The 22,660-nt window shown below is 73.5% G+C and carries 30 protein-coding genes and 1 pseudogene; 17 read left to right on the top strand and 14 right to left on the bottom strand.

Features of this window, described 5'->3' with window-relative positions; genetic code table 11:
* Nucleotides 1-93 precede the first annotated feature (93 nt).
* Nucleotides 94-1,473 carry an NAD-dependent succinate-semialdehyde dehydrogenase gene (locus ABD875_RS00790; RefSeq protein ID WP_345170559.1) on the bottom strand — a complete coding sequence of 460 codons (1,380 nt, stop codon included), beginning with the start codon at nucleotides 1,471-1,473 and terminating at the stop codon, nucleotides 94-96.
* A complete protein-coding gene (gene gabT / locus ABD875_RS00785; protein WP_345170558.1) occupies nucleotides 1,470-2,813 on the bottom strand; it encodes a 4-aminobutyrate--2-oxoglutarate transaminase in 1,344 nt (447 codons plus the stop codon). Before gabT ends, ABD875_RS00790 begins: the two co-directional genes overlap by 4 nt.
* Before the next feature lie 84 nt (nucleotides 2,814-2,897).
* On the opposite strand from gabT, the gene ABD875_RS00780 reads away from it, so the two are divergent.
* Together ABD875_RS00780 and ABD875_RS00775 are read left to right on the top strand one after the other, a co-directional pair.
* On the top strand, nucleotides 2,898-3,785 hold the full coding sequence (locus tag ABD875_RS00780; protein WP_345170557.1) for a LysR family transcriptional regulator: 888 nt from the start codon (nucleotides 2,898-2,900) through the stop codon (nucleotides 3,783-3,785).
* 70 nt (nucleotides 3,786-3,855) lie between these two features.
* Nucleotides 3,856-5,067 carry a YibE/F family protein gene (locus ABD875_RS00775; RefSeq protein WP_345170556.1) on the top strand — a complete coding sequence of 404 codons (1,212 nt, stop codon included), beginning with the start codon at nucleotides 3,856-3,858 and terminating at the stop codon, nucleotides 5,065-5,067.
* A 16-nt stretch (nucleotides 5,068-5,083) separates the two neighbouring features.
* Here the strand turns inward: ABD875_RS00775 and ABD875_RS00770 are convergent, their stop codons facing one another.
* The 3 genes from ABD875_RS00770 to ABD875_RS00760 are packed head-to-tail and all read right to left on the bottom strand — an operon-like array spanning nucleotide 5,084 to nucleotide 7,976.
* Nucleotides 5,084-5,764: a TIGR03943 family putative permease subunit gene (locus ABD875_RS00770; protein WP_345170555.1), complete on the bottom strand. Its 681-nt coding sequence runs from the start codon at nucleotides 5,762-5,764 to the stop codon at nucleotides 5,084-5,086.
* Nucleotides 5,761-6,729 carry a permease gene (locus ABD875_RS00765; RefSeq protein WP_345170554.1) on the bottom strand — a complete coding sequence of 323 codons (969 nt, stop codon included), beginning with the start codon at nucleotides 6,727-6,729 and terminating at the stop codon, nucleotides 5,761-5,763. Before ABD875_RS00765 ends, ABD875_RS00770 begins: the two co-directional genes overlap by 4 nt.
* 29 nt (nucleotides 6,730-6,758) lie before the next feature.
* Nucleotides 6,759-7,976, bottom strand: coding sequence for an MFS transporter (locus tag ABD875_RS00760; RefSeq protein ID WP_345170552.1), 1,218 nt, complete (start codon nucleotides 7,974-7,976; stop codon nucleotides 6,759-6,761).
* A gap of 30 nt (nucleotides 7,977-8,006) precedes the next feature.
* Between ABD875_RS00760 and ABD875_RS00755 the strand changes: the two genes are divergently transcribed.
* Genes ABD875_RS00755 through ABD875_RS00740 form a run of 4 tightly spaced genes read left to right on the top strand, consistent with a single transcriptional unit; the run spans nucleotide 8,007 to nucleotide 11,162 of the window.
* Nucleotides 8,007-9,071: a FecCD family ABC transporter permease gene (locus tag ABD875_RS00755; protein WP_345170550.1), complete on the top strand. Its 1,065-nt coding sequence runs from the start codon at nucleotides 8,007-8,009 to the stop codon at nucleotides 9,069-9,071.
* Complete coding sequence (locus ABD875_RS00750) at nucleotides 9,068-9,865, top strand: ABC transporter ATP-binding protein (protein ID WP_345170548.1); 798 nt, start codon at nucleotides 9,068-9,070, stop codon at nucleotides 9,863-9,865. The genes ABD875_RS00755 and ABD875_RS00750 overlap by 4 nt, the downstream gene beginning before the upstream one ends.
* Complete coding sequence (locus tag ABD875_RS00745; protein WP_345170546.1) at nucleotides 9,862-10,872, top strand: ABC transporter substrate-binding protein; 1,011 nt, start codon at nucleotides 9,862-9,864, stop codon at nucleotides 10,870-10,872. Before ABD875_RS00750 ends, ABD875_RS00745 begins: the two co-directional genes overlap by 4 nt.
* 11 nt (nucleotides 10,873-10,883) lie before the next feature.
* Nucleotides 10,884-11,162, top strand: a complete 279-nt coding sequence (locus ABD875_RS00740; protein ID WP_345170544.1) for an HU family DNA-binding protein — start codon at nucleotides 10,884-10,886, stop codon at nucleotides 11,160-11,162.
* A 62-nt stretch (nucleotides 11,163-11,224) separates the two neighbouring features.
* On the opposite strand, the gene ykgO is transcribed toward ABD875_RS00740, so the two are convergent.
* Genes ykgO through ABD875_RS00720 form a run of 4 tightly spaced genes read right to left on the bottom strand, consistent with a single transcriptional unit; the run spans nucleotide 11,225 to nucleotide 12,871 of the window.
* Entirely contained in the window at nucleotides 11,225-11,347 is a 123-nt protein-coding gene (ykgO, locus tag ABD875_RS00735; RefSeq protein ID WP_243060090.1) for a type B 50S ribosomal protein L36, read from the bottom strand.
* Nucleotides 11,344-11,547, bottom strand: coding sequence for a 50S ribosomal protein L32 (gene rpmF, locus ABD875_RS00730; protein ID WP_345170540.1), 204 nt, complete (start codon nucleotides 11,545-11,547; stop codon nucleotides 11,344-11,346). Before rpmF ends, ykgO begins: the two co-directional genes overlap by 4 nt.
* Nucleotides 11,547-12,620 carry a CobW family GTP-binding protein gene (locus tag ABD875_RS00725; protein WP_345170538.1) on the bottom strand — a complete coding sequence of 358 codons (1,074 nt, stop codon included), beginning with the start codon at nucleotides 12,618-12,620 and terminating at the stop codon, nucleotides 11,547-11,549. Before ABD875_RS00725 ends, rpmF begins: the two co-directional genes overlap by 1 nt.
* Complete coding sequence (locus ABD875_RS00720; protein ID WP_345170536.1) at nucleotides 12,617-12,871, bottom strand: type B 50S ribosomal protein L31; 255 nt, start codon at nucleotides 12,869-12,871, stop codon at nucleotides 12,617-12,619. Before ABD875_RS00720 ends, ABD875_RS00725 begins: the two co-directional genes overlap by 4 nt.
* A 55-nt stretch (nucleotides 12,872-12,926) precedes the next feature.
* Between ABD875_RS00720 and rpmB the strand changes: the two genes are divergently transcribed.
* The 5 genes and pseudogenes from rpmB to ABD875_RS00695 form a co-directional block, all read left to right on the top strand.
* Nucleotides 12,927-13,163, top strand: coding sequence for a 50S ribosomal protein L28 (gene rpmB / locus ABD875_RS00715; RefSeq protein ID WP_345170534.1), 237 nt, complete (start codon nucleotides 12,927-12,929; stop codon nucleotides 13,161-13,163).
* On the top strand, nucleotides 13,163-13,333 hold the full coding sequence (rpmG, locus tag ABD875_RS00710; RefSeq protein WP_345170532.1) for a 50S ribosomal protein L33: 171 nt from the start codon (nucleotides 13,163-13,165) through the stop codon (nucleotides 13,331-13,333). Before rpmB ends, rpmG begins: the two co-directional genes overlap by 1 nt.
* Nucleotides 13,333-13,638: a 30S ribosomal protein S14 gene (rpsN, locus tag ABD875_RS00705; protein WP_345170530.1), complete on the top strand. Its 306-nt coding sequence runs from the start codon at nucleotides 13,333-13,335 to the stop codon at nucleotides 13,636-13,638. The genes rpmG and rpsN overlap by 1 nt, the downstream gene beginning before the upstream one ends.
* A gap of 18 nt (nucleotides 13,639-13,656) precedes the next feature.
* Nucleotides 13,657-14,094, top strand: coding sequence for a Fur family transcriptional regulator (locus ABD875_RS00700; protein WP_345170528.1), 438 nt, complete (start codon nucleotides 13,657-13,659; stop codon nucleotides 14,092-14,094).
* 16 nt (nucleotides 14,095-14,110) lie between these two features.
* A pseudogene (locus tag ABD875_RS00695) lies at nucleotides 14,111-14,200 on the top strand (4-hydroxyphenyl-beta-ketoacyl-CoA hydrolase); the annotation flags it as partial.
* An 18-nt stretch (nucleotides 14,201-14,218) separates the two neighbouring features.
* Here ABD875_RS00695 and ABD875_RS00690 read toward each other — a convergent pair.
* Nucleotides 14,219-15,028: an alpha/beta fold hydrolase gene (locus ABD875_RS00690; protein WP_345170526.1), complete on the bottom strand. Its 810-nt coding sequence runs from the start codon at nucleotides 15,026-15,028 to the stop codon at nucleotides 14,219-14,221.
* 44 nt (nucleotides 15,029-15,072) lie between these two features.
* Here ABD875_RS00690 and ABD875_RS00685 point away from each other — a divergent pair, with 44 nt between their 5' ends.
* The 4 genes from ABD875_RS00685 to ABD875_RS00670 are packed head-to-tail and all read left to right on the top strand — an operon-like array spanning nucleotide 15,073 to nucleotide 18,239.
* Nucleotides 15,073-15,300 (top strand): hypothetical protein, encoded by a 228-nt coding sequence (locus ABD875_RS00685; protein WP_345170524.1) that lies wholly within the window; start codon nucleotides 15,073-15,075, stop codon nucleotides 15,298-15,300.
* A 35-nt stretch (nucleotides 15,301-15,335) separates the two neighbouring features.
* The gene (locus tag ABD875_RS00680; RefSeq protein ID WP_345170523.1) at nucleotides 15,336-16,997 is read left to right on the top strand and encodes a GMC oxidoreductase; all 1,662 of its coding nucleotides are present in this window, start codon (nucleotides 15,336-15,338) and stop codon (nucleotides 16,995-16,997) included.
* Between the two features lie 53 nt (nucleotides 16,998-17,050).
* Nucleotides 17,051-17,422 carry a VOC family protein gene (locus ABD875_RS00675; RefSeq protein ID WP_345170521.1) on the top strand — a complete coding sequence of 124 codons (372 nt, stop codon included), beginning with the start codon at nucleotides 17,051-17,053 and terminating at the stop codon, nucleotides 17,420-17,422.
* Between the two features lie 16 nt (nucleotides 17,423-17,438).
* A complete protein-coding gene (locus ABD875_RS00670; protein WP_345170519.1) occupies nucleotides 17,439-18,239 on the top strand; it encodes an SDR family NAD(P)-dependent oxidoreductase in 801 nt (266 codons plus the stop codon).
* Nucleotides 18,240-18,245: 6 nt separating this feature from the next.
* Here the strand turns inward: ABD875_RS00670 and ABD875_RS00665 are convergent, their stop codons facing one another.
* A complete protein-coding gene (locus tag ABD875_RS00665; RefSeq protein WP_345170517.1) occupies nucleotides 18,246-18,701 on the bottom strand; it encodes a MarR family winged helix-turn-helix transcriptional regulator in 456 nt (151 codons plus the stop codon).
* A gap of 51 nt (nucleotides 18,702-18,752) precedes the next feature.
* Here ABD875_RS00665 and ABD875_RS00660 point away from each other — a divergent pair, with 51 nt between their 5' ends.
* Complete coding sequence (locus ABD875_RS00660) at nucleotides 18,753-20,177, top strand: MFS transporter (protein ID WP_345170515.1); 1,425 nt, start codon at nucleotides 18,753-18,755, stop codon at nucleotides 20,175-20,177.
* Nucleotide 20,178: 1 nt separating this feature from the next.
* Here ABD875_RS00660 and ABD875_RS00655 read toward each other — a convergent pair whose 3' ends face one another.
* Together ABD875_RS00655 and ABD875_RS00650 are read right to left on the bottom strand one after the other, a co-directional pair.
* Nucleotides 20,179-20,733 carry a hypothetical protein gene (locus ABD875_RS00655; RefSeq protein WP_345170513.1) on the bottom strand — a complete coding sequence of 185 codons (555 nt, stop codon included), beginning with the start codon at nucleotides 20,731-20,733 and terminating at the stop codon, nucleotides 20,179-20,181.
* Nucleotides 20,720-21,226, bottom strand: coding sequence for a SigE family RNA polymerase sigma factor (locus tag ABD875_RS00650; protein WP_345170511.1), 507 nt, complete (start codon nucleotides 21,224-21,226; stop codon nucleotides 20,720-20,722). Before ABD875_RS00650 ends, ABD875_RS00655 begins: the two co-directional genes overlap by 14 nt.
* Nucleotides 21,227-21,286: 60 nt before the next feature.
* On the opposite strand from ABD875_RS00650, the gene ABD875_RS00645 reads away from it, so the two are divergent.
* Nucleotides 21,287-22,090, top strand: a complete 804-nt coding sequence (locus ABD875_RS00645) for a glucose 1-dehydrogenase (RefSeq protein WP_345170509.1) — start codon at nucleotides 21,287-21,289, stop codon at nucleotides 22,088-22,090.
* Nucleotides 22,091-22,111: 21 nt separating this feature from the next.
* Here the strand turns inward: ABD875_RS00645 and ABD875_RS00640 are convergent, their stop codons facing one another.
* Nucleotides 22,112-22,606: a nuclear transport factor 2 family protein gene (locus ABD875_RS00640; protein ID WP_345170507.1), complete on the bottom strand. Its 495-nt coding sequence runs from the start codon at nucleotides 22,604-22,606 to the stop codon at nucleotides 22,112-22,114.
* Nucleotides 22,607-22,660: the final 54 nt, after the last annotated feature.

Genomic DNA, 22,660 nt, shown 5'->3' with positions numbered 1-22,660 from the left:
CTTCGGGTCTTTCGGCCCGGGGGGCGGAGCGTGGTCCTACGTGACCCCCCGCGCACGACCGCACGCTGGTCGATCATCCGGCCCGGACAGCGATCACGACCAGTCGATGCTGAGGTACTGCGTCTCCTGGAACTCGCGCAGCCCGTCGCGCGCCCCCTCGCGGCCGAGGCCGCTCTGCTTGACGCCTCCGAACGGCGCGGACGGGTCGGAGACCAGGCCGCGGTTGATGCCGACCATGCCGGCGTCGATCCGCTCGCCGAGCCGGACGGCGCGGCCGAGCTCGCCGGCGAAGACGTACGCCGCGAGCCCGTACTCGGTGTCGTTCACCAGCCGGAGCAGCTCCTCCTCGTCGCGCCACACGACGACCGGGGCGACCGGGCCGAAGATCTCCTCCCGGAGGATCGTCGCGTCCGGCGCGACGTCGGCGAGCACCGTCGGCGGGTAGAAGTGGCCGGGCGCGTCCGGGAGCTCCGCCTGGTGCGAGACGCGGGCGCCCTCGCGCACGGCGAGGTCGACGGCCTCGGTGATCCGGTGGAGCGCCGCGGCCGAGATGACCGGTCCGATCGCGGCGCCGTCGGCCGCCGGGCCGACGGTCAGCTTCTCGACCTCGGCGCCCAGCCGGGCGAGGAAGTCGAACGCGACGTCACTGTGCACGTAGATCCGGTTGGCCGCGGTGCACGCCTGCCCACCGTTGCGGAACTTCGCGATCATCGTGCCCGCGACGGCCTGCTCGAGGTCGGCGTCCTCGGTGACGACGACGGGCGCGTTGCCGCCGAGCTCCATCGATGCGTTGAGCACGCGGTCGGCGGCCTGGTGCAGCAGCGTCCGGCCGACTCCGGTCGAGCCGGTGAACGACACCTTCCGCACGCGGTCGTCGGAGAGCCACGCGGACACGACCCCTGCGGCGTCGGTCGTCGTGACGACCTCGACGGCGCCGTCCGGTACGCCGGCCTCGGTGAGCAGGCGGGCGACCGCGAGCGCGGTGAGCGGGGTCTCCGCGGCGGGCTTCAGCACCACGGTGCACCCGGCCGCGAGCGCGGGACCGATCTTGCGGGTCGCCATCGCGGCCGGGAAGTTCCAGGGGGTGACGAGCGCGGCCACGCCCACCGGCCGGTGCGAGACCAGCGTCCGCACGCCGCCGGCCGGCGCCTCGCCGTACTCGCCGCCGGGCCGGACGGCCTCCTCGGAGAACCAGCGGAAGAACTCGGCCGCGTAGCCGACCTCGGCGGCGGCGTCGACCAGCGACTTGCCGTTCTCGCGGGCGATCAGCGCGGTGAGCTCGTCCTTGTCGCGCAGCATCAGCTCGTGCGCGCGGCGCAGCACGTCGGAGCGGTGCCGCGGAGACGTGCGCGACCACTCGGGGAACGCCGCGTGCGCGCGGTCGACCGCGGCGCGGGCGTCGTCGGGGCCCTGGTCGGGCACTTCGGCGACGACCTCGAGCGAGGCCGGGTCCTCGACGCGGAACGTGCTCATCGGGTCACCTCGAAGGTCGCGGCGAGCACGTCGAACGCGTCGTGCAGCAGCTCGTCGGAGATCGACAGCGGAGGCAGGAACCGCAGCACGTTGCCGTGGGTGCCGCAGGTCAGCACGATCACACCCTGGCGGTGGGCCGCGGTGGCGACCGCCTTCGCCAGCTCCGGGTCGGGGACGTCCGTGCCGGCGTGCACGAGCTCGACGGCGACCATGGCGCCGCGACCACGGATGTCGCCGATGCGGGCGTCGCGGGCCTCGATGCGGCGGAGCCGGTCGAGCAGGACCGCCTCGATCTCGCGCGCCCGGGCGACCAGGTCCTCGGCCTCGATGGTCTCGATCGCGGCTAGCGCGGCGGCACAGGCCAGCGGGTTGCCGCCGTACGTGCCGCCGAGGCCGCCGACGTGCGCGGCGTCCATGACCTCGGCCCGGCCGGTGACCGCGGAGAGCGGGAGGCCACCGGCGATGCCCTTGGCGGTGACGATCAGGTCGGGGACCACGCCCTCGCGGTCGCAGGCGAACATGTCGCCGGTGCGGGCGAAGCCGGTCTGCACCTCGTCGGCGACGAACACGACGCCGTTGTCGCGGCACCAGGTGGCCAGCGCGGGCAGGAAGCCGGCGGCCGGCTCGATGAACCCGCCCTCGCCCTGGATCGGCTCGATCACGACCGCGGCCAGGTTGGCGGCGCCGACCTGCTTCTCGATCACGTCGATCGCCTGGAGGGCCGCGACCACGCCGTCGGTGCCGCCGTCGCGGTAGGGGTAGGACAGTGGGGCGCGGTAGACCTCGCCGGCGAACGGGCCGAAGCCGTGCTTGTACGGCATGTTCTTCGCGGTCATCGCCATCGTGAGGTTGGTGCGGCCGTGGTAGGCGTGGTCGAACACGACGACGGCCTGCCGGCCGGTGTGGGAGCGCGCGATCTTCACGGCGTTCTCGACCGCCTCGGCGCCGGAGTTGAACAGTGCGGTGCGCTTGGCGTGGTCGCCCGGCGTCAGCCGGTTCAGCGCCTCCGCGACCGCGACGTACCCCTCGTACGGCGTGACCATGAAGCACGTGTGCGTGAAGGCGGCGACCTGCTCCTGCACGGCCTCCACCACCCGCGGCGCGCTGGCGCCGACCGTGGTCACGGCGATGCCCGACCCGAGGTCGATGAGCTGGTTGCCGTCGACGTCCACGACGATGCCGCCACCGGCGCGGGCGGCGAACACCGGCATCGTGGTGCCGACGCCCGCGGCGACCGCGGACAGCTTGCGGGCCATCAGGCTCCGCGAGGCCGGACCGGGGACCTCGGTGACCAGGCGGCGTTCCTGCGGGACGGTGGCGTCGAGCGTGGGCGCAGTCATGCCGCCAGTCTCGAAAGGCGTCACCTATGCTGTCCAATACCTAGTCCGTTGCAGATCGATGCCTCTGAGGCATGGGAGGCCCGGGTGCAGCTGCGGCACGTGCGCTACTTCGTTGCGACGGCGGACGCCGGCAGCGTGAGCGCCGCCGCGGCCCGGGTCCATGTGACCCAGCCCGCGCTGTCGCGCCAGCTACGCCAGCTGGAGCAGGACCTCGGCGTCGCGCTCTTCGACCGCAGCGCCGGACGGCTGGCGCTGAACCGCAACGGCCGGGCGCTGCTGCCGGCGGCGCGCGACCTGCTCGCGAGCGCCGACGCCCTGCAGCGACGAGCGGCGTACCACGCCGGCGGCGGGCTCGAGCGGGTGACGATCGCGGCGCCGACGGTCACGCTCACCGACATCGTCTCGCCGTTCGTGGCGACGATGTCGGCCGACGACCCGGTCGTCGACGTGCGCCAGGGTGACGGGCGGACCACGACCGAGCTGCTGCAGGCCGGCGCGGACCTGGCGATCGGGACCCAGCGTCCGCACGAGCCGTGGGGCTCGAGGCCCCTGGCGGTGCTGCCGGTCTGGGCCTACGTCCCGGCGGACGACCCGTGGTCCGGGCGCGAGCGGGTCGCGCTGTCGGAGCTGCTGGAGCGACCCTTGGTGGTGGGTCCGCCGGCGTTCACGGCGCGAGAGGCGCTCGACACCGCCGTGGCGACGCGCGGTGCGTCGTACTCCGGTCTCGTCGAGGCCGCGAACGGCACGATCGCCCAGGCCCTGGCGGCCTCCGGGCGAGGCGTGGCCGTGGTGTCCGACGACCCGCGCTTCGACCTCCGGCCGGTCGCGATCGACTTCGGCGAGGAGGTGCTCAGCGTGCGCCTGGTCGCCGCCTGGGACTCGCGCGGCGTCGCGGCCGCGGCGCTGGAGCTGCTGGCCCGACGGCTCGGCGCGTGGGTTGCGCAACGCTACGGGTCCGCCGCGTCGAGCTGAGGCGGGTCTGCCGGTCGGGAAACGGGCGTCCACCGCGCAGACTTCCTCCGGCGTACGGAACGATGTCCCCATGGGGACCGGGCACGCACACGGATCGCACCGAGCAGGCCCGGACGACGGGGTGGTGGTGCCGCGCGGGCCGCGGGCGGTGCTGCTCGGCTCGCTGGCCCTCGCGCTGCTCGCGACGCTGATCGGGCTGCTGCTGCTCTGGCCGGACGGCGCCGAGATCGACGAGGTTGCCGACGGGGTGAGCTTCGCGGCGCCGGGCGTCACGTTCCCGACCGCGACGGTCGAGGAGGTGCAGCCGGCCTGCGCCAGCCAGGGCCGCATCGAGGAGGACTGCGGCAACGTCGTGGTGACCGTCGACGAGGGCGCCGGCAAGGGCGACCCCGCGACGGTGTCGGTCCCGCCCGAGGTCAGCACGTCGGGCCTCACGGCGGGCGACCGGGTCAAGCTGCTGCGCACCCCGGAGGCCGACGGCATGGAGCCGTCGTACTCCTACTTCGGCACCGTGCGCACCGGCCCGCTGCTCGTGCTGCTGGCCGCGTTCGTCGTCCTGGTGCTCGTGGTCGCGCGCTGGCGCGGGCTCTTCGCGCTGTTCGGGCTGGTGTTCAGCGGTCTGGTCGTCTGGCAGTTCATGCTGCCCGCACTGGTCCTCGGCTCCTCCGGGCTCGCGGTCGGGCTGGCCGGCTCCGCGGCGATCATGTTCGTCGTCCTCTACACGACCCACGGCTTCTCGGTGCGGACGTCGGCGGCGCTGGCCGGGACCCTCGCGGGTGTGCTGCTCACCGCCGGCATCGGCGTGCTCGCGACGTCGGCCACCCGCGCGACCGGCATCGCGGACGAGACCGGCGGGATCCTGTCGGCGGTCGCCGGGGAGCTCGACTTCCAGAGCCTGTTCGCGTGCGCGATCGTCGTCGCCGGGCTCGGTGTGCTCAACGACGTCACGATCACGCAGGCCTCCTCGGTGTGGGAGATCCGCGCCGCGGCGCCGGCGGCCGGCCGGCTCGAGGTCTTCGCGAGCGGCATGCGGATCGGCCGCGACCACATCGCCTCGACGATCTACACGATCGTGTTCGCGTACGCCGGCACCGCGCTCACCGTGCTGATGCTGCTGCAGCTCTACGGCCTGCCGGTCGGGGACCTCCTCGCGACCGAGGAGATCACCCAGGAGCTGGTCCGGACCCTGGCCAGCAGCATCGGGCTGGTGCTCGCGGTGCCCCTCACCACCGGCATCGCGACCCTGGTGATGCCCGGTGCCGTCCGGGATCCCCAGTCCTAGGCGTCATTTCCAGGGGTCATTCGTAGGGGTTGCGCGGCATCTCGATCTCCTCGACGGCGTCGGCCTCGACCGCGGGGGAGCCGGAGCGGCGAGCGACCCCACTCCCGTCGACCCAGGTCCCGGTGACCCGGACCCAGGTGTCCCGGGCCGGCGCCGCGTCCGCACCGTCGACCCGGACGCGCACGGCGATGGCGTCGGCGGCGCAGCAGGCGATCTCGAAGCGCGTGACGTACCACCGCCCCTCCGGGTCCTCGCTCACGAACCCGGTCAGCTCGACCCGGCGCCCGATGAGGCTCGCGCCGGCGTCGTACCGCGCCCGCACGTAGAAGTCGCCCACCGCCAGCGGGACCGGGTCGCCGGCCGGGAGCGGGCGCAGGCCCAAGACCGCTCGGCCCGGGTCGCGGTACGGCGTGCCCGCGGACCGCTCCGCGAAGTCGGCGCCGAGCGGCGGCGGGCTCACCAGGAGCAGCACCACGAACGGCGCGAACAGCAGCCACGCCGTCCGCGGCGCCGGCTCGGTGTCGCCGTGCGGCGAGAACACCAGGCCGGCCGCGAGCGCGAGGAGGACGAGCCCCGCGGCGATCAACGGCCAGCGCACCCAGTCGCGCACGTAGATCAGGTGCTCGTCGGTCCAGCCGAGCCGGATCGCGAACGCGCCGACCAGGACGAGGAGGAGCGCCTGAGCCTCCCGCTTCACAACAGCACCGTCCCCGTCAGCACGGCACACCCGACGGCGACGAGCAGGACGACGGGCACGAAGCGGGCGGCGAACACGCTGCCGAACGTGCCCGCGCCCATCGCGGCGAGCTTCACGTCCATCGCCGGGCCGACGACGAGGAACACGAGCTTCGCGGTGTCCGAGAACATCGTCAGGCTGGCCGCGACGAACGCGTCGGCCTCCGAGCACATGGCGACCACGAACGCGAACGTCGCGAGCGCCAGCACGGCGAGGACCGGGCTGCCGGCGACGGCGTCGAGGACGGCGCGGGGGAGCAGCGCGCTGACCGCGGCCGCGATCGCCGCGCCCGCCACGAGGAACCCGCCCGCGTGCACGACGTCGTGCCGGGCGCTGTCGGCGAACCCGCGCCAGCCGGTCGCGTGCTGGTGGCGGCTGGTCGCCAGCAGCGGTACGCCGCCGCCGCGCCACTGCCACCACCAGCCGACGAGGACGGCCGTGGCCATCGACGCCGCGAACCGCGCGGCGACCATGTCGGTGCGGCCGGAGAACGCGACCGCGGTCGACACGAGCACCACCGGGTTCACCGCGGGGGCCGCGAGCATGAACGTGAACGCGACCGCGGGGGCGACCCCGCGCCGTACCAGTCCGGCGGCGACGGGCACGGACGCGCACTCGCAGCCCGGCAGCGCGATCCCGGCCGCGCCCGCGGCGGGTACGCCGAGCCAGGGGCTGCGCGGGGTGAGCCGGCGGAGCCGGTCCTCGGTGACGAACGCGGAGATCGCCGCGGCGAGCAGCACGCCACCGACGAGGAACGGCAGCGCCTGGAGCACCATCGCGACGAAGATCGTGCTCCACGTCTGGAGGGCGGGGAAGTCCAGGCGGGGCACCAGCCAGCGCTGAATCAGCGCGACCAGCACGAGGCCGCCGAGCACCGCGTGACCCTGGTTCAGGCGCCGGGGCGCGACGGTAGCGGGAGTACTCACCGGCCTTACGATAATGAAAATCGTTCCAATCAGGACGCAGGTGAGACCGCGAGTCGGTGCAGGCCGCTGGCCCAGGCCGCCAGCGCGGAGGCCAGCAGTGCCGTCGAGAGGAGCAGGATCGTGGTCCGGACGTCGACCACGGTGACCAGCGCGGCGGCGAGCAGCGCGCCGAGGGGCTGCCCTCCCCACGCGATCATCCGGGCGGTCGCGTTGACCCGCGACTGCAGCTCGTCCGGCGCGAGCGTCTGACGCGCGACGATCCCGTTGACGATGACGGTCGTGGCGACCAGGTGCCATGCCGCGAGCAGGGCCGCGGCTGCCAGCCACCCGGGGCTGAGCGCCAGCGCACAGACCGCGGCGAATCCGGCCAGGTAGCCGACCGAAGCCACCAGGCCCGCGCGCCACCGGCGCCGGACGGTGGGCGCGAGCAACCCGGCTGCCGCGCTTCCGCAGGCGCCCGCGGCCAGGAGCAGGCCGAGCTCGTGGCCGTCGAGGGGGACGCCGAGCTCGTCGACGGCGAGGGCCACCTGCAGCCCCACGACGCCTCCGCTCGCGAGGCTGACCCCGATGCCGCAGAGCGTCAGCCTGCGCACGAGCGGCTCGCGCAGCACGAACCGCAGCCCCTCCGAGATCGAGCCGAGGAGGGAGGCGCCGGCCGGCCGGACGCCGCCGCCGAGCCGAAGCCCGGTCAGCAGGGCGGCGCCGGCGACGTACGCCGCCACCTCGACCCAGAGCACGTGGACCGCGCCGACCCGGGCGAGCAGGGCACCGCCGACGGCCGGCCCGGCGACCCCGACCAGGGTGCCGACCGTGGTGAGCAGGCCCTGGGCGCCGGCGAGCTCGCCGCGATCGACGAGCGTCGTGATCGAGCCGAACGCGGCGGCGTCCGCGAAGACGCCCAGGATGCCGACGGCGGTCGCGACGGCGAGGACGTGCGCGACGTGGAGCGTCGACACCTGCGCGGCGATCGGCACGCTCGCGAGCAGCGCCGCGCTCGCGAGGCCGGCGCCGGTCAGGGTCCAGGCCCGGGTGAAGCGGTCGCCCCAGGCGCCGGCGACGAGCCCGAAGGCGAGGTACGGCGCGGCCTCGAGCGCGGCGAGGGCGGCCGTGGCGGTGGCGCTCCCGGTCAGGTCGTACACCAGCACCGGAAGCGCGACCAGGCTGGTCGCCGCTCCCGACCACACCAGGACCCGGGAGAGCGCGAACCGCCGGAAGGCGGGTGAGAAGGACTGGACCGTGTTGAACATGATTCTCATTATGGTTTAGCGTTCCCCCTCGTGTCCTCCGTTTCCCGGCCGCGTCCCGGCCCCTACCTGCTGGGTCCGCGCGGCCACGCGGCCCTGCTGGCGGGGTGCGCGGTCGCCGGGGTCGCGCTGGTCCTGGTCGGAGTCGGGACCGGGGCGGTCCCGGTGCCGCTCGGCGACGTGGTCGCCACGCTCGCGCGCCGCGTGTTCGGCTGGGGTGACGGCGTCGACCTCGCGACCGACACGATCGTGTGGGAGTACCGCTTCCCGCGGACCCTGCTCGCCTTCGTCGTCGGCGCCGGCCTGTCCCTGGCCGGCGTGCTGATGCAGGCGTTGGTGCGCAACCCGCTCGCGGACCCCTACGTCCTCGGGGTGGCGTCCGGTGCGTCGGCGGCGGCCACGGCGGCGATGACGCTGGGGATCGCGGCGCTCGCGGGCCTCGGGATCCCGGTGGTCGCCTTCGCCGGGGCCGCGGCGACGATGGTCGCGGTGCTGGCCCTCGGCCGCCGGAACGGCCGCATCGACCCGCCGAGGATGCTGCTGGCCGGCGTCGCGGTGGGCTACCTGATGGCGGCGGTCACCAGCTACCTCCAGCTGCGCGCGACCCCCGAGGAGCTGGCCAACGTCCTCTTCTGGATCCTCGGCAGCCTAGCCGGTACGTCGTGGTCGGACCTGCCGGTCGCCACGGCCGTCGTGCTCCTGGCCGCCGTGCTCGTGCTGTACCGCGCCACCGCGCTCGACCTGCTCAGCCTGGGCGACGACGCCGCGAGCAGCCTCGGTGTCGACCTCCCGCGGTTCCGTCTGGAGCTGGTCCTGGTGGCCGCGCTCTGCACGGGCGTGGCCGTCGCCGTGGCCGGCGGGATCGGGTTCGTCGGGCTGATGATCCCGCACGTCGCGCGCCTGCTGGTCGGACCGGCGCACCGCCGCGTCGTCCCGCTCTCGCTGCTGCTCGGCGGCTGCTACCTGGTGCTGGTCGACATCCTCTGCCGTGTCGTGCGAGCGCCCGCGGAGCTCCCCGTCGGGATCGTCACCGCGCTGGTCGGTGCGCCGTTCCTCATCTGGCTGCTGCGCCGCGACCGGGGCGAGGTGGCCGGATGAGCGACGCCTTGGTGGTCGAGGGGCTGACCGTGCACCTCGGGGACCGCGCGGTCCTCGGTGGCGCCGACCTGCATGTCCCGCAGGGCGCGGTCGTGGGGCTGCTGGGCGGCAACGGCAGCGGCAAGTCCAGCCTCTTGCGCGCGGTGTACCGGGCGGTGCGCCCGGAGGCCGGAGTGGTCGCCGTCGACGGCGCCGACGTGTGGCGCGAGCTGTCCGCCCGCGCCGCGGCCCGGCGTACGGCCGCCGTCACCCAGATGCCCGGGCCGCTCGAGCTGTCGGTGCGTGAGGTCGTCGAGCTCGGCCGGGCGCCGCACGCGTCCGGGTGGGGCGGGCTCTCGGACGCCGATCGGTCGGCGGTGGCGCGCGCCGTGGACAGCGTCGGGATCGCGCACCTGGTCGACCGGCGGTGCACGACGCTCTCCGGCGGTGAGCGGCAACGGGTGCTGCTCGCGCGGGCGCTCGTCGGTGAGCCCCGGCTGCTCGTGCTCGACGAGCCCACCAACCACCTCGACGTCGCCGCGCAGCACGACCTGCTCGGCCTGGTGCGCGCCAGCGGCACCAGCGCCGTGGTCGCCCTGCACGACCTCGACCTGGCCGGCGCCTACTGCGACCTCGTGCACGTGCTCGCCGGAGGCCGCGTCGTCGCTCGCGGTCCGGTCGTCGACGTGCTCACGCCCGACCTCGTTCGGGAGGTGTTCGGCGTGGCCGTGCACGTCGACGCGCACCCCCTCACCGGCCGACCTCGTTTCTCGACCGCACCACTGACCATCACTCACCAGGAAGAACCGCGATGACCCGATCCCGACGCACCCGCCTCTCGGTGGGGGCGCTGCTGTCCCTGCTCGCCCTGTCCGCCTGCGGCGCCGCCCCCGAGACCGGGGCCGCGGCGGGTACCACCGCCGGCGCTGCTGGGGCGTTCCCGATGACCTTCGACTCCTGCGGCACCGAGGTGACGGTGGCCGCCCCGCCCGAGCGGGTGCTGTCGTTCTACCCGACCATGACCGAGATGATGGTGGCCCTCGGCCTGGAGGACCGTCTCGTCGGCCAGGTCAACACGCAGTACGGCACGCCGTCGGAGCGCTATGCCGCCGCCTACGACGCCGTCCGCGTCGTCACCGAGGGGGAGCCGTCCGCCGAGGCCGTCATCGGCGAGCGCCCGGACCTGCTGCTGGCCGAGCAGGACTGGCGGTTCGACGGCAAGCGGCTGCCGACGCGCGCGACGTACGCCGAGGACGGCCTGCCGGTGCTGGTGAGCGAGTCGCTGTGCGCCGACACGAAGACCGAGACCACGGTTCCCGACACCTACGAGGACCTCGAGCGTCTCGGCCGCCTGTTCGGCGTCGAGGAGGAGGCCGCCGACCTGGTCACGGAGCTGAAGGGCATCGTCGCGGGAGCGGAGGAGGCCGTCGCCGACGAGGAGCCGGCGTCGGTCGCGATCCTCAGCGTCTACGAGTCCACGCTGTACGTGCAGGCCGGTGGGCTCTACACCGACGTGCTCGAGCGCGCGGGCGGTCGCAACCTGATCACCTCGGCGCACCTGCCCGAGGGCGAGTACTACGCTGCCTGGTCCCCTGAGAAGATCGTGCGGCTCGACCCCGACGTCATCGTCTTCCCGTACAACGACGAAGAGGTGCGCGAGACCGCCCTCGCCTACATCGAGGCCCGGCTCGCCACCACGGATGCCGTGCGCAGCGATCGTGTCATCGGGGTACCGGAACCGGTGTTCGGTGGCGGCGTGCGCTCGTCCCTCGGGGTCGAGGAGGTCGCGCGGCTGCTGCACCCCGATGCGTTCACCAACTGAAAGGAACACGAATGAACAAGTCCCAGCTGAGCGACGCCGTTGCCGCGAAGACCGGCCTCAACGGATCCCAGGCCGATGCGGCCCTGGACGCCGTCCTGACGTCGATCACCGAGGCCGTCGCGTCCGGCGACAAGGTCACGCTGCCGGGCTTCGGCACGTTCGAGGCGCGGGAGCGCTCCGCTCGCACCGGCCGCAACCCCCAGACGGGGGCGGAGATCGCGATCGCCGCGACCACGGCGCCGGCGTTCAAGGCGGGCGCCGCGTTCAAGAAGGCCGTCGCCGGCGACTGAGTCGTCGTACGACGAAGGGCCGGGCTCCCTCGGGAGCCCGGCCCTTCGCGCGCCCGGGGTCGTCAGCCCTGACGTGCCTTGAGGCGCGGGTTCTGCTTGTTGATCACGTAGACGCGGCCACGCCGGCGGACCACCTGGGAGCCCGGCTGGCTCTTCAGCGAGCGCAGTGAGTTCCGAACCTTCATGTCCCCTCCTTCCTGGATGCCGTGGGACGGCCGGTGCGCGGGTCGACCAGTCCGCGGAGCACGGCCGGTGCGAGCCGCCGGGGGACGCGATGCTCCTCGCCGCCGACGACGACGGTGACCAACGACGTCGGCGTCGCCTTCCACTGCGCCCGGCGGTGCCGGGTGTTGCTGCGCGAGACGCGGCGCTTCGGGACCGCCATCAGGCCACCCGCCGCACCGGGCCGAGCCATGGTTCGAACCCGTCCTCGGCGGTCCGCCAGCTGCCCCCGGCGGCCGCCTCGTCGGGCGTCAGCAGCATCGCCTCGAACGCGTCGGCGAGGTCGCCCGGCGGGGTGCCGACCCCGGTGAGGACCAGTCGGGTCATCGGCGGGCGGGTGCCCCAGAGGTCGCCGTTGCCGATGCTCAGCTGGCCGCCGGCGCCGTCCCACACCAGCACCCGGTCCGGTCGGGTCGGCAGCCAGAAGCAGCCCCGCGAGCGGTGCCGTCCGCCGCCGAGGCGCTCGAGGTCGTCGAGCAGTCGGTCGGGGTGGAACGCGAGCGGGGAGACCAGCTCGCGCCGCCACACGTGCTTCCACTCGGTGTGGGGGAGTGGCGTCAGCGAGACCGGCGCGGTCCACGCGTCGGTGCGTCCGGGCACGTGCCGCGAGCTCGCCAGGGCCGCGGCGTCGAGGTGCTCCACCCCGCTGACCAGGGTCGCACCCGGCAGCGCCAGCGCCGCCACCAGCTCGAGGCCCGCGGGCTCCGCGGGCCCGTCGGTCACCACGACGTCGGCGTACTCCACCATCGCGGCCGCGACCTCGCCGAGGCCTCGGCGGTCGTCCTCGGAGCTGTGGACCCCGCGCTCGGCCAGGAGGTCGTCGCCGAGGAGGTCCTCGACCACGCCCGGGCCGTCGAGTGCGGCGACGACCCCGCACACCCGCAGGTGCCGCGCGAGCCGGGTGTCCCCCGCGAGGACGTTGCAGACCTGGCGGGCCTCCGCTCCGACCGGCAGGTGGGCGAGGATCGTCGACCAACGTCCGCTGCGCGCCAGCCGCTCGAGCGTCGGGACCACGTCCTCCCGGATCGCGCAGCTGACGCAGGCGTGCTCGAGGTCGATCTCGACCTGCTCCACCACGCCGGTGACGTCGCTGACGATCCGCTGCAGCACGCTGCGACCGACGTCGATGTGGTGGCGGACGGCCACGGCTGACGGCAGGTCGAACTGCAGTCCGACCATCGTCGCGGTCATCGCCTCGCGGTCGACGCCGGTCAGCAGGACCACGGGCGTCCTCATGCGCCGCCTCCGTACCGCCGGCGGAACGCCTCGACGCGTCCTTCGGTGTCCACGACGCGGCCGCGCCCGGTCCAGAACGGGTGGCTGGCGCTGGACACGTCGACGTCGACGACCGGGTAGGTCGCGCCGTCGAGGTCCACGGTCTCCCCGCCGGTCCGTCCGGCCAGGGTCGACCGGGTCAGCAGCAGCAGGTCTCCGGTCCGGTCGCGAAACACCACCGGTCCGTAGGTCGGGTGGATCCCGTCCTTCATCGGCACTCCTTTGCTAGAATGAGAATCGTTATCATTATGACGAGGGAGCTGCCTCATGTCACGTACGTGCCAGGTGACGGGACGCCGGCCGGGCTTCGGCCACCACGTCTCGCACTCGCATCGACGCACGAACCGCCGGTTCGGCGTCAACGTCCAGCGCAAGCGCTACTGGGTGCCGAGCCTCGGCCGGCACGTCGCGCTGCGGGTGAGCGCCCGCGGCATCAAGGTGATCGACGTCCGCGGCATCGACGCCGTCGTGGCCCAGATCATCCGACGCGAGGGGAGGATCTGATGGGCGGCAAGGGAAGTGACGTACGGCCGATCGTGAAGCTGCGGTCGACCGCCGGGACGGGCTACACCTACGTCACCCGCAAGAACCGGCGCAACGACCCGGACCGGCTCGAGCTGCGCAAGTTCGACCCACGGGTGCGCCGGCACGTGGTCTTCCGCGAGGAGCGCTGATGGCGAGGAAGAGCAAGGTCGCCGCCGAGCAGCGTCGCCGCCGGATCGTCGAGCGGTACGCCGAGCGCCGGATCGCGCTCAAGGACGCCATCCGCACCGCCGAGCCGGGGTCGGTGGCGCACGCCGCGGCGGTGCGAGCCCTGTCCCGCCTGCCGCGCGACAGCTCACCCGTGCGACTGCGCAACCGGGACCAGGTCGACGGCCGACCGCGCGGCTATCTGCGCAAGACCGGCACCTCGCGGATCCGGTTCCGCGAGCTCGCGCACCGCGGTGAGCTGCCAGGCATCCGCAAGGCGAGCTGGTGATCCGACTACGGTGGGGGCGTGCCGTCCCCCACGTCTGAGTCCGCGCCCGCGGCCCCTCGGCAGCGCAGCACCCGCCAGCGGCGGGCGCTGCTCGCCGAGCTCGAGGCGTCCGAGGGCTTCCGCAGCGCCCAGGACATCTACGCGGCGCTGCGGGCCGGCGGCGAGAAGGTCGGCCTCGCGACCGTCTACCGCGCCCTGCAGGCGCTCGTCGAGAGCGGCGAGGTCGACCAGGTGCAGTCCGACGTCGGCGAGGCGGCGTACCGGCTCTGCAGTCGGACCCATCACCACCACCTGGTCTGCCGGCAGTGCGGGCGCACGGTCGAGATCGCGGGGCCGGCGGTGGAGAAGTGGGCCAACCGCGTCGCCGAGGACAACGGGTATGAGGACGTCAGCCACTCGGTCGAGCTCTTCGGGGTCTGCCCGGTCTGCCAGAAGCAGGCACGGCAGCGGAAGTAGCCGCTGCATCGGCGCGGCGATCTCGGTCGCGACCCACAAGGCGACAGTGTTCATCGACCTGTCGGGCTGGCTGCCGAAGGACCTCCCGCCCGCGATGCTGCGCGCGCTGGCCCGCCGGGCCTGATCAGCCGGGCGCGGGGAAGAAGCGCACCCCGTCGGGGACGGACTCGGTGCGCGGGTCCTCGAGCCAGGCTCCGACGATCCCGGCGAGCTCGTCGGGATGGCTGAAGTTCACGGCGTGCGCGGCCTGGTCGACGACCGCGACCGCGAGCTGCTCGGGCGCCATCGCCGCGACCTCGCGGACCCGGTCGGCCGTCGGGATCAGCGGGTCGCGGCGGCCCAGCACCGCCAGCGTCGGCACCGGCGTGTGCACCAGCCGTTCCAGCGACGGGTAGCGGGTGAGCTCGCCGAACAGGCGCAACCCGTTGACCGGCCCGAACCGCACGTAGTCCGGCACGGCGACCGGGAACATCCGCGGGCTCTCGCGGAACATGTCCTTGCCGAGCTGGCCCAGCGCGCGGACGAGCGGCTGGTTCTGCGCGCCGCCGGCCGGCGACACCAGGACCAGGCGGTCCACCCGCGCGGGTGCGGCGTACGCGACCTCGAGCGCGACCGGGCAGCCCATGGAGTTGCCGAGCAGCACCGCCTTCTCGATGTCGAGCGCGTCGAGCACGCCGACCAGCGCCTCGCCGAGCGCCGGGATGTCCAGGACCCGCTCGCGCCGCTCGCTGCGGCCGTAGCCGGGCAGGTCCGGCACGACGTTGACCCACCGGCCGGCGAGGGCGCGCGCGGTGGGCATGAGATAGCTGCCGGAGATCGCGAAGCCGTGGACGTGCACGATCGGGACACCCGCACCGCGGGTGCTGCGGCGGCAGTCGACCCGGGTGCCGCCGACCCGGAGGTGCTCGGTCACCCAACCGTCGTCGTTCCGCACGGGGGGATACTCCCACGTTCGAACATATGTTCTATTCTTCGTGGATGCGGGCGAACGACCAGACGGGGCAGCGGGGCCATGTCGGCCCCCAGCACGTCTGGGTCAACGTCACCGGCGCCTCGACCGGCCGGGCGCCCGGGATCCTGCTCGACTGGCGCAGCGTCCAGGGCCGCTGGGAGGCGTACGTCGTGTGGGCCGACGGCGGGGGGAACGTGAAGCCGCGCGCGTACCTCGAGTGGGTGCGTCAGGAGCATGTGTCTCGCCGAGAGTGACCCAGGAGCCGGCGCCGGACTGGCACACTGCGCCCGTGGCCGGCTTCGACTTCGACGTGCTCGTCATCGGCTCGGGCTTCGGCGGCAGCGTCACCGCGCTCCGGCTCACGGAGAAGGGCTACCGCGTCGGCGTGCTCGAGGCCGGGCGGCGTTGGCGGCCCGAGGACTTCCCCGAGCGCAGCCGCGACCCGCGCTCGATGGTGTGGATGCCGCGGCTGGGGATGCGCGGTGCGATGCGGTTCAGCCCGATCGGGCGCACGACGGTCGTCAGCGCGGCCGCCGTCGGCGGCGGGTCGATCATCTACGGCAACACGCTGTACGAGCCGCTCGACCAGTTCTGGACCGACCCGCAGTGGGCGCACATCACCGACTGGCGCAGCGAGCTCGCGCCGTACTACGACCAGGCGAAGCGGATGCTCGGCGCCGCGCAGAACCCGCGGCTCAGCGCGGGGGACCAGGTGCTGCTCGACGTCGCCACGGACCTCGGCGTCGCCGACACGTTCCACGCGACGCAGGTCGGCGTGTACTTCGGCGAGCCCGGGCGCACCGTCGCGGACCCCTACTTCGGTGGCGTCGGCCCGGCGCGCACCGGCTGCACGTTCTGCGCCCGGTGCTTCAGCGGCTGCCCGCACAACGCGAAGAACACGCTGCTCACCAACTACCTCTACCTCGCCGAGCGCGCCGGTGCGACGGTGCACGAGCTGCGGACCGTCGTCGACGTGGCGCCCCGCGCCGGTGGCGGGTACGACGTCGTCTCGGTGCGGTCCGGCCGGTGGCTGCGGCGCCGGCGGCAGGTCCACACCGCGGAGCAGGTCGTGTTCGCCGCGGCCGCGCTCGGCACCCAGGACCTGCTCCACCGGGTCAAGCGCCGCGGGCTCCCGCTGCTGTCGGACCGGCTCGGCGAGCTGAGCCGGACCAACTCCGAGGCCGGGCTGATGGCGGTCAGCCGCTCGCGGACCGACCTGGCCGACGGGGTCGCGATCAGCGCGTCCATCCACCCCGAGCCGCACACCCACGTCGAGATCTGCCGCTACGGCCCCGGCCAGGACGCGATCCTCGCCACCAGTGCGCCGCTCGTCGACGGCGGCCCGCGCCGAGCCCTCCGGTTCGCGGGCACGGTCGTGCGCCGGCCGCTCCACCAGCTCCGGTTCGCCCTCCGCGGCCGGAAGGCCGAGCGCTCGGCGTTCATCCTGGTCATGCAGTCGCTCGACAACTCGCTGACCTCGTACCTGCGCCGGACGCCGTTCGGGCTGCGCCTCTCCACTCGGGCCGGGCGCGGCGAGCCCAACCCGGACTGGATCCCGATCGCGCACCGGATCACCCGGATGTTCGCCGACCGCATCGACGGCGAGGCGCGCGGGTCGCTGGCGGACCCGTTCGACAAGCCGGTCACCGCGCACTACCTGGGCGGTGCCGTGATGGGCCTCAGCGCGGACGACGGCGTGATCGACCCGTACCACCGCGTGCACGGCTACCCCGACCTGCACGTCATCGACGGGTCCGCGGTCACCGCCAACCTCGGCGTCAACCCGTCGCTCACGATCACCGCGCTGGCGGAGCGGGCGACCGCGCTCTGGCCGAACCGCGGCGAGCCCGACCCGCGGCCCGCACCCGGGGCGGCGTACGCCCCGCTGCCGGCGGTGCGGCCGGCCAACCCGGTCGTGCCGGACGACGCTCCGGGCGCCCTTCGCCTCTAGGGCCTCGCCTGTAGGGCCTCGACAACGCGGCGCTCGCGTGACCCACTGGTCTCATGAGCGACGAGCGAGCATCCATCCGCTACGTGGTCGACGATGTCCAGGCGGCCGTCGACTTCTACACGACCCACTTCGGGTTCACGGTGAACAGCAACGTCGCGCCTGCCTTCGCCGACGTGGAGTCCGGCCCGCTCCGGCTGCTGCTGTCGGGACCGCCGAGCTCGGGCGCGAGGTCCACGCCGGCCGACATGAACGTGCCGGGGCGCAACCGCATCCTCGTGGTGGTCGACGACCTCGACGCCGAGATGGAACGGCTCGACGCGGCCGGGGTGCCGTTCCGCAGCGACGTCGTCTCCGGCCCGGGCGGGCGGCAGATCCTGGTCACGGACCCGACCGGCAACCTGGTCGAGGTGTTCGAGCCGAAGTAGCCGCCATACTCGCGCCATGCGGATTCAGGGCAAGGTCTGGGTGGTCACCGGCGCCGGCAACGGGATGGGGCGCGAGCTGGTGCTGCTGATGCTCGCCCGCGGGGCACGCGTCGCGGCGGTCGACGTGAGCGCCGCGGGGCTCGAGGAGACCGCCCGGATCGCCGCCGCCGGAGACCGGCTGTCGACGCACGTCCTGGACATCACCGACCAGGCGGGCGTCGAGGCGCTGCCCGCGGCGGTCGTCGGGGCGCACGGCACGGTCGACGGCCTGCTCAACAACGCCGGCGTGATCCAGCCCTTCCTGCCGGTCGCCGAGCTCGACGACGCCGCGATCCGCCGGGTCCTCGACATCAACCTGATGGGCACCGTGCACATGACACGGGCGTTCCTGCCGCTGCTCGTCGAGCGCCCGGAGGCCCACCTCGCGAACGTCTCGAGCATGGGCGGCTTCTTCCCGTTCCCCGGGCAGACGATGTACGGCGCGAGCAAGGCCGCGGTGAAGCTGTTCACCGAGGGCCTGTACGCCGAGCTGCTGGACACGTCGGTCTCGGTGTCGGTGATCATGCCCGGCGCGATCGCCACCGACATCACCGCGAACTCCGGGATCGAGACGCCCACCGGCGAGGAGGGCAGCGTCCGGATGACGCAGCCCGACCAGGCCGCGCGGATCATGGTCGAGGGCATCGAGAAGGACCGGCTGCACATCTACGTCGGCGCCGACGCCAGGCTGATGAGCATCGCGATCAAGGTGATGCCCAAGGCGGCGATCAGGTTCGTGAAGAAGCAGATGGCCAAGGCGCTGACGCCCTCGGCCTAGCGGCGGTCACCGGCGGTGCGGGGCACGCCGCTCGTAGGCGTCGTTGAACGCGCCCATCGAGCGGATCAGGTCGCGGGCAGCGTCCGGACCCATCTCGGCGAGCACCGACCGCAGCAGGTCGGCGTGCACCGCCGAGTCGTGCTCGTAGAGCCGGCGCCCCTCGGCGGTCGACCGGACCGGCCGGCTCGGGCTGCCCGGGACGGTGAACCGCTCGAGCAGCCCGGCGCGCACGGCGCCGTTCACCTGGCGGTTGATCGTGGACAGGTCGAGGCCGAGCTCGTCGGCGAGCTCGCGCAGCGTCTTCGGCTGGTCGTCCGACAGCACCCACAGGAGCTTGAACGCCGACGACTCGAGCTCGACGCCCTCAACGGCAGCGTGCCGCCGCTTGCCGAATCGGAGCAGCTCGTCGGCGAGCTGGTGGAGCAGTGACTGCTCGGTCGTACGCCGGACCCGGGTGGTCATGTGACCGAGGTTACCGTAGCCATGTGCATCATGCATATGTACGATGCACAAGTGAGCGACCTGAAGACAGCGAGCGAGGCCGAGCCCCTGGTCGACCAGGGACGGCGCGGCGCGATGCTGACGGTGATCGTCCTGTGCTTCAGCGGCATGAGCGTCGCCCTGATGCAGACGCTGGTCATCCCGATCCAGACCGAGCTCCCCGAGTTCCTCAGCACCACGCCGTCGAACGCCGCGTGGGTCGTGACCGCGACGCTGCTCGGCGCCGCCGTGGCGATGCCGATCGCGGGCCGCCTCGCCGACCTCTTCGGCAAGCAGCGGGTCCTCGTCGGCAGCTCGGTGCTGCTCTTCGCCGGCTCGGTCACCTGCGCCCTCTCCTCGACCATCGGACCGGTGGTCGCGGGCCGCGCGCTGCAGGGGTTGGCGATGGGGTTCATCCCCGTCGGCATCAGCCTGATGCGCGAGGTCGTGCCGCCGGCGATGGCGACCACCGCCGTCGCCGCGATGAGCGCGACGCTCGGCGTCGGCGGCGCGATCGGCCTGCCGCTGTCGGCCTGGGTCGCGCAGGCCGGTGACTGGCACGCCCTCTTCTGGGTCGCCACCGGCCTCGCCGTGCTCGTCGGCCTCGGCACCTGGTTCCTCGTGCCGCACGTCCACGACGCCCACGACGGCACCTTCGACCTCGGCGGCGCCGTCGGGCTGGCCGTCGGCCTGGTCGCCACCCTGGTCGGCATCTCCAAGGGCAACACCTGGGGCTGGGACTCCGGCCGCACCATCGGCTGCATCGCGCTCGGCGTGGTCGTCCTGCTCGCCTGGGGCTGGTACGAGCTGCGCCAGGACGAGCCGCTCTGCGACCTGCGCGTCACCGCCCGGCGGCCGGTGCTGCTCACCAACATCGCCGCGATCGCGATCGGCTTCGGGATGATGGCCCAGGCGATCGTGTTCCCGCAGCTGCTCCAGATGCCCGCCGAGACCGGCTACGGCCTCGAGCAGACCATGCTCGAGGCCGGTCTCTGGATGGCCCCGGGCGGCCTGATGATGCTGGCCCTGGCGCCGGTCTCGAGCTGGATCATGCGGACGTACGGCGCGAAGTACGCCCTGGCGCTCGGCGCCCTCGTGCTCGGCGGCGGCTACCTGCTGTCGTTCTTCCTGATGGACGCGGCCTGGGAGATCGCGGTCGCCGGGATCATCTGCTCGGCCGGCGTCGGCATCGGGTACGCCGCGATGCCGACGCTGATCATGGACGCGGTGCCGATGAACGAGGCCGGCTCCGCGGTCGGCATCAACGCGCTGATGCGCTCGGTCGGCACGACCGTCGCCTCGGCGGTGATGGCCGCCGTGCTGACGGGCATCACGATCGCCGGCACGGGCGTCCCGTCCGAGGGTGCCTTCAAGGTCTGCTTCCTCGTCGCGACCGCGGCCGCCGTGCTCGGTGCGGCCCTGGCGCTGACGATCCCCAGGGCCGACCGGGCCCAGTAGCTCAGACGGCCGGGACCGCGCGCGGCTCGCCGTTGTAGAACAGGTCGGTCATCTCCTCGAGGCTCCACGTCGGCGAGAGCACGGCGAACAGCCGGCCGCCGTTGCGGGTCGGCGCCTCGACCCAGACGGCGTGGTCCCCGCTCGTGGGCTCGGTGCCGACCCACGCGCGGACGCCCTCGGGCGCCTCGATCTGCTCGGCGCCGGCGGGCACCTCGCCCGGATCCATCAGCGCGTAGAGGTCGTCGGCGCGGGGCTCGCCGGCCGCGTGCCGGTAGGTGAACGCGTAGCCCGCGACCTCGATCGTGTCGGTCACGAGCCTCGGCGCCGGCGGGGTCGGGGTGCCGGTCGGCGCGGCGCTCGGTGGCACCGGCGCGTCAGCCGGCGCTCCGACCATGACCGCGCCCAGCACCGCGGCCGCGACCGCCGTGGTCGCGAGGGGTACGGCGAGGCCCGGGCCGGTGCGCGGGGTGGGTACTCGGCCGGCGTACCGCAGGCCGTCGGTCTCGGCGCGGAACGCGCCGCCCAGCTCACGGGTCAGGTCGTCATCGGTCAGCATCGGCGTTCTCCTTCTGCGAGGTGAGCACGCTCCGGAGCCGGTCCAGGGCGCGTGAGGTCTGTGACTTGACGGTGCCGGTGGAGCACCCGAGCGCGGCCGCGGTCTCCTCGACCGTGAGGTCGTCAAAGAACCGCAGCACCAGCACGGCCTGCTGTCCCGGTGCCAGCTGCCGCGTGGCGCGCAGCAGCAGGTCCCGGTCCAGCAGCGCCTCGTCGGCGGGTGCCGCGACGTCGACGTCGAGGGCCCCTTCCGCGGGACGGCGCGACAGGTCGCGCCAGCGGTCCTTGGCGAGGTTGACCACGACCCGACGCGCGTAGGCCTCGGGCTGCTGGCGCGCCGTGCGCCACCGCCGGGCGGTGCGCAGCAGCGCGGTCTGCACGAGGTCTTCTGCATGGCCGCGGTCGCCGCACAGCAGGTACGCCGTACGCACGAGTCGGTCCGCGGACGCGGCCACGAACTCGTCGTACGCCCGCCGCTCGCGGCTCGGGATCATCGGAGGCTCCGTCTGTTCACACCTGTCACAACTCCGTGGGCTGCCCCTAGGTTGTCAGCCGTGATCCTCGATGACTTCCGGTTGACCGACCAGGTCGCGATCGTGACGGGCGGCGGTGCGGGGATCGGGCGCGCGATCGCGGTCGCGTTCGCCGAGGCCGGCGCCGACGTGGTGGTCGCCGCGCGGACCCAGGGGAGCCTCGACGAGACCGTGCGGGCGATCGAGGCGACCGGCCGGTCCGGTCTCGCGGTCGTCGCCGACGTGATGGTCGAGGAGGACCTGGAGCGCCTGGTCGCCGCGACCCTCGAGCGCTTCGGCAAGGTCTCGATCCTGGTCAACAACGCCGGCGGCAGCCTGCCCCGGCCGGCCATGCAGACCTCGCAGCGCTACCTGACGACCGCCCTGCACTTCAACGCGGTCGCGCCGTTCCTGCTCAGCAAGCTGGCCGCCCAGGCGATGGTCGACACCCACGGCAGCGGCTCGATCGTGAACATCTCGTCGCGCTCCGGCGACCTGGTGATGACCTCGATGCTCGCGTACGGCGCCGGCAAGGCCGCGCTCAACATGATCACCCAGAACCTCGCCGCGGACCTGGCCCCGACGGTGCGCGTGAAGGCGATCGGCGTCGGCGGCGTCGCCACCCAGGCGATGGACTTCGTCATGAACGACGACGGGCTGCGCTCGACGTACGAGCAGAACACCCCGATGGGCCGGATCGGCCAGCCGCGCGACATCGCGGCCGCGGCGCTCTACCTCGCCGCGCCCGCGTCGTCCTGGGTCACCGGCGTGGTGCTCCGCGTCGACGGCGGCACCACCGCGCCGTCGTTCGACATCCCGGTGCCGCCGCTGGAGCCGCGGGGCTGACCTCCGCCGCCGGCGTCACAGCTAGCGGGCGAACATCTCCAGCCACGCCTCGCCGTCGGCGCCGAGCTCGCCGTTCGCGGCCGCGACCTTCGCCCACTTCCGCGTCGCGCGCAGGAACGTGGCCGGGTTGTAGACGTCCTCCTCGCTCGACCAGCGGTTGTCCCCGGCGTAGGTGAGGATCGTCAGGTTGCTGGCGCCGTGGCGCGCCCCGTCGCCGGGGTCGCGCATGTCGTTCCAGACCTCGCACACGATCCGGCCGCGCTCCTCGTCGACGACGTACCAGTCGATCGGGAAGCCGGGCATCTCGCTGCCGGGGAACGTCGTCATCGTCCGCACGATCCAGTCACGGATCTCCTCGCGGCCGTGGAACGTCCCGTACGCGTGCTCGACGTACGTCGCGTCCTCGGTGAACAGGTCGGCGAAGCGCGACCACTCGCCGGAGCGGGCGATGTCCGCGACCTCGTCCTGGTAGTGGCGGAACGCGGACTCGAGCTCCTCGCGGGCGTAGGTGGGCATGGCGGGACTGTAGGGGCCTTGCGCCGGAATGGGAACACGTTCTAAATTGGACAG

Source organism: Nocardioides caricicola (genome assembly GCF_039541135.1).
In the GTDB taxonomy this organism is placed as follows: Bacteria; Actinomycetota; Actinomycetes; order Propionibacteriales; family Nocardioidaceae; genus Nocardioides; species Nocardioides caricicola.
This window is presented reverse-complemented; position numbering and strand designations above follow the sequence as displayed.

What these genes read in the sequence shown, in the direction of transcription:
- ABD875_RS00720 (WP_345170536.1), bottom strand. Translation starts at nt 12,871, where the DNA reads ATGAAGGACGGGATCCACCCGACCTACGGACCGGTGGTGTTTCGCGAC.
- ABD875_RS00685 (WP_345170524.1), top strand. Translation starts at nt 15,073, where the DNA reads ATGCGGGCGAACGACCAGACGGGGCAGCGGGGCCATGTCGGCCCCCAG.
- ABD875_RS00760 (WP_345170552.1), bottom strand. Translation starts at nt 7,976, where the DNA reads ATGTTCAACACGGTCCAGTCCTTCTCACCCGCCTTCCGGCGGTTCGCG.
- rpsN (WP_345170530.1), top strand. Translation starts at nt 13,333, where the DNA reads ATGGCGAGGAAGAGCAAGGTCGCCGCCGAGCAGCGTCGCCGCCGGATC.
- ABD875_RS00665 (WP_345170517.1), bottom strand. Translation starts at nt 18,701, where the DNA reads ATGACCACCCGGGTCCGGCGTACGACCGAGCAGTCACTGCTCCACCAG.
- gabT (WP_345170558.1), bottom strand. Translation starts at nt 2,813, where the DNA reads ATGACTGCGCCCACGCTCGACGCCACCGTCCCGCAGGAACGCCGCCTG.
- rpmF (WP_345170540.1), bottom strand. Translation starts at nt 11,547, where the DNA reads ATGGCGGTCCCGAAGCGCCGCGTCTCGCGCAGCAACACCCGGCACCGC.
- ABD875_RS00745 (WP_345170546.1), top strand. Translation starts at nt 9,862, where the DNA reads ATGACCCGATCCCGACGCACCCGCCTCTCGGTGGGGGCGCTGCTGTCC.
- ABD875_RS00675 (WP_345170521.1), top strand. Translation starts at nt 17,051, where the DNA reads ATGAGCGACGAGCGAGCATCCATCCGCTACGTGGTCGACGATGTCCAG.
- ABD875_RS00670 (WP_345170519.1), top strand. Translation starts at nt 17,439, where the DNA reads ATGCGGATTCAGGGCAAGGTCTGGGTGGTCACCGGCGCCGGCAACGGG.
- ABD875_RS00655 (WP_345170513.1), bottom strand. Translation starts at nt 20,733, where the DNA reads ATGCTGACCGATGACGACCTGACCCGTGAGCTGGGCGGCGCGTTCCGC.
- ykgO (WP_243060090.1), bottom strand. Translation starts at nt 11,347, where the DNA reads ATGAAGGTTCGGAACTCACTGCGCTCGCTGAAGAGCCAGCCGGGCTCC.
- rpmG (WP_345170532.1), top strand. Translation starts at nt 13,163, where the DNA reads ATGGGCGGCAAGGGAAGTGACGTACGGCCGATCGTGAAGCTGCGGTCG.
- ABD875_RS00750 (WP_345170548.1), top strand. Translation starts at nt 9,068, where the DNA reads ATGAGCGACGCCTTGGTGGTCGAGGGGCTGACCGTGCACCTCGGGGAC.
- ABD875_RS00775 (WP_345170556.1), top strand. Translation starts at nt 3,856, where the DNA reads ATGGGGACCGGGCACGCACACGGATCGCACCGAGCAGGCCCGGACGAC.
- ABD875_RS00740 (WP_345170544.1), top strand. Translation starts at nt 10,884, where the DNA reads ATGAACAAGTCCCAGCTGAGCGACGCCGTTGCCGCGAAGACCGGCCTC.
- ABD875_RS00725 (WP_345170538.1), bottom strand. Translation starts at nt 12,620, where the DNA reads ATGAGGACGCCCGTGGTCCTGCTGACCGGCGTCGACCGCGAGGCGATG.
- rpmB (WP_345170534.1), top strand. Translation starts at nt 12,927, where the DNA reads ATGTCACGTACGTGCCAGGTGACGGGACGCCGGCCGGGCTTCGGCCAC.
- ABD875_RS00790 (WP_345170559.1), bottom strand. Translation starts at nt 1,473, where the DNA reads ATGAGCACGTTCCGCGTCGAGGACCCGGCCTCGCTCGAGGTCGTCGCC.
- ABD875_RS00640 (WP_345170507.1), bottom strand. Translation starts at nt 22,606, where the DNA reads ATGCCCACCTACGCCCGCGAGGAGCTCGAGTCCGCGTTCCGCCACTAC.
- ABD875_RS00650 (WP_345170511.1), bottom strand. Translation starts at nt 21,226, where the DNA reads ATGATCCCGAGCCGCGAGCGGCGGGCGTACGACGAGTTCGTGGCCGCG.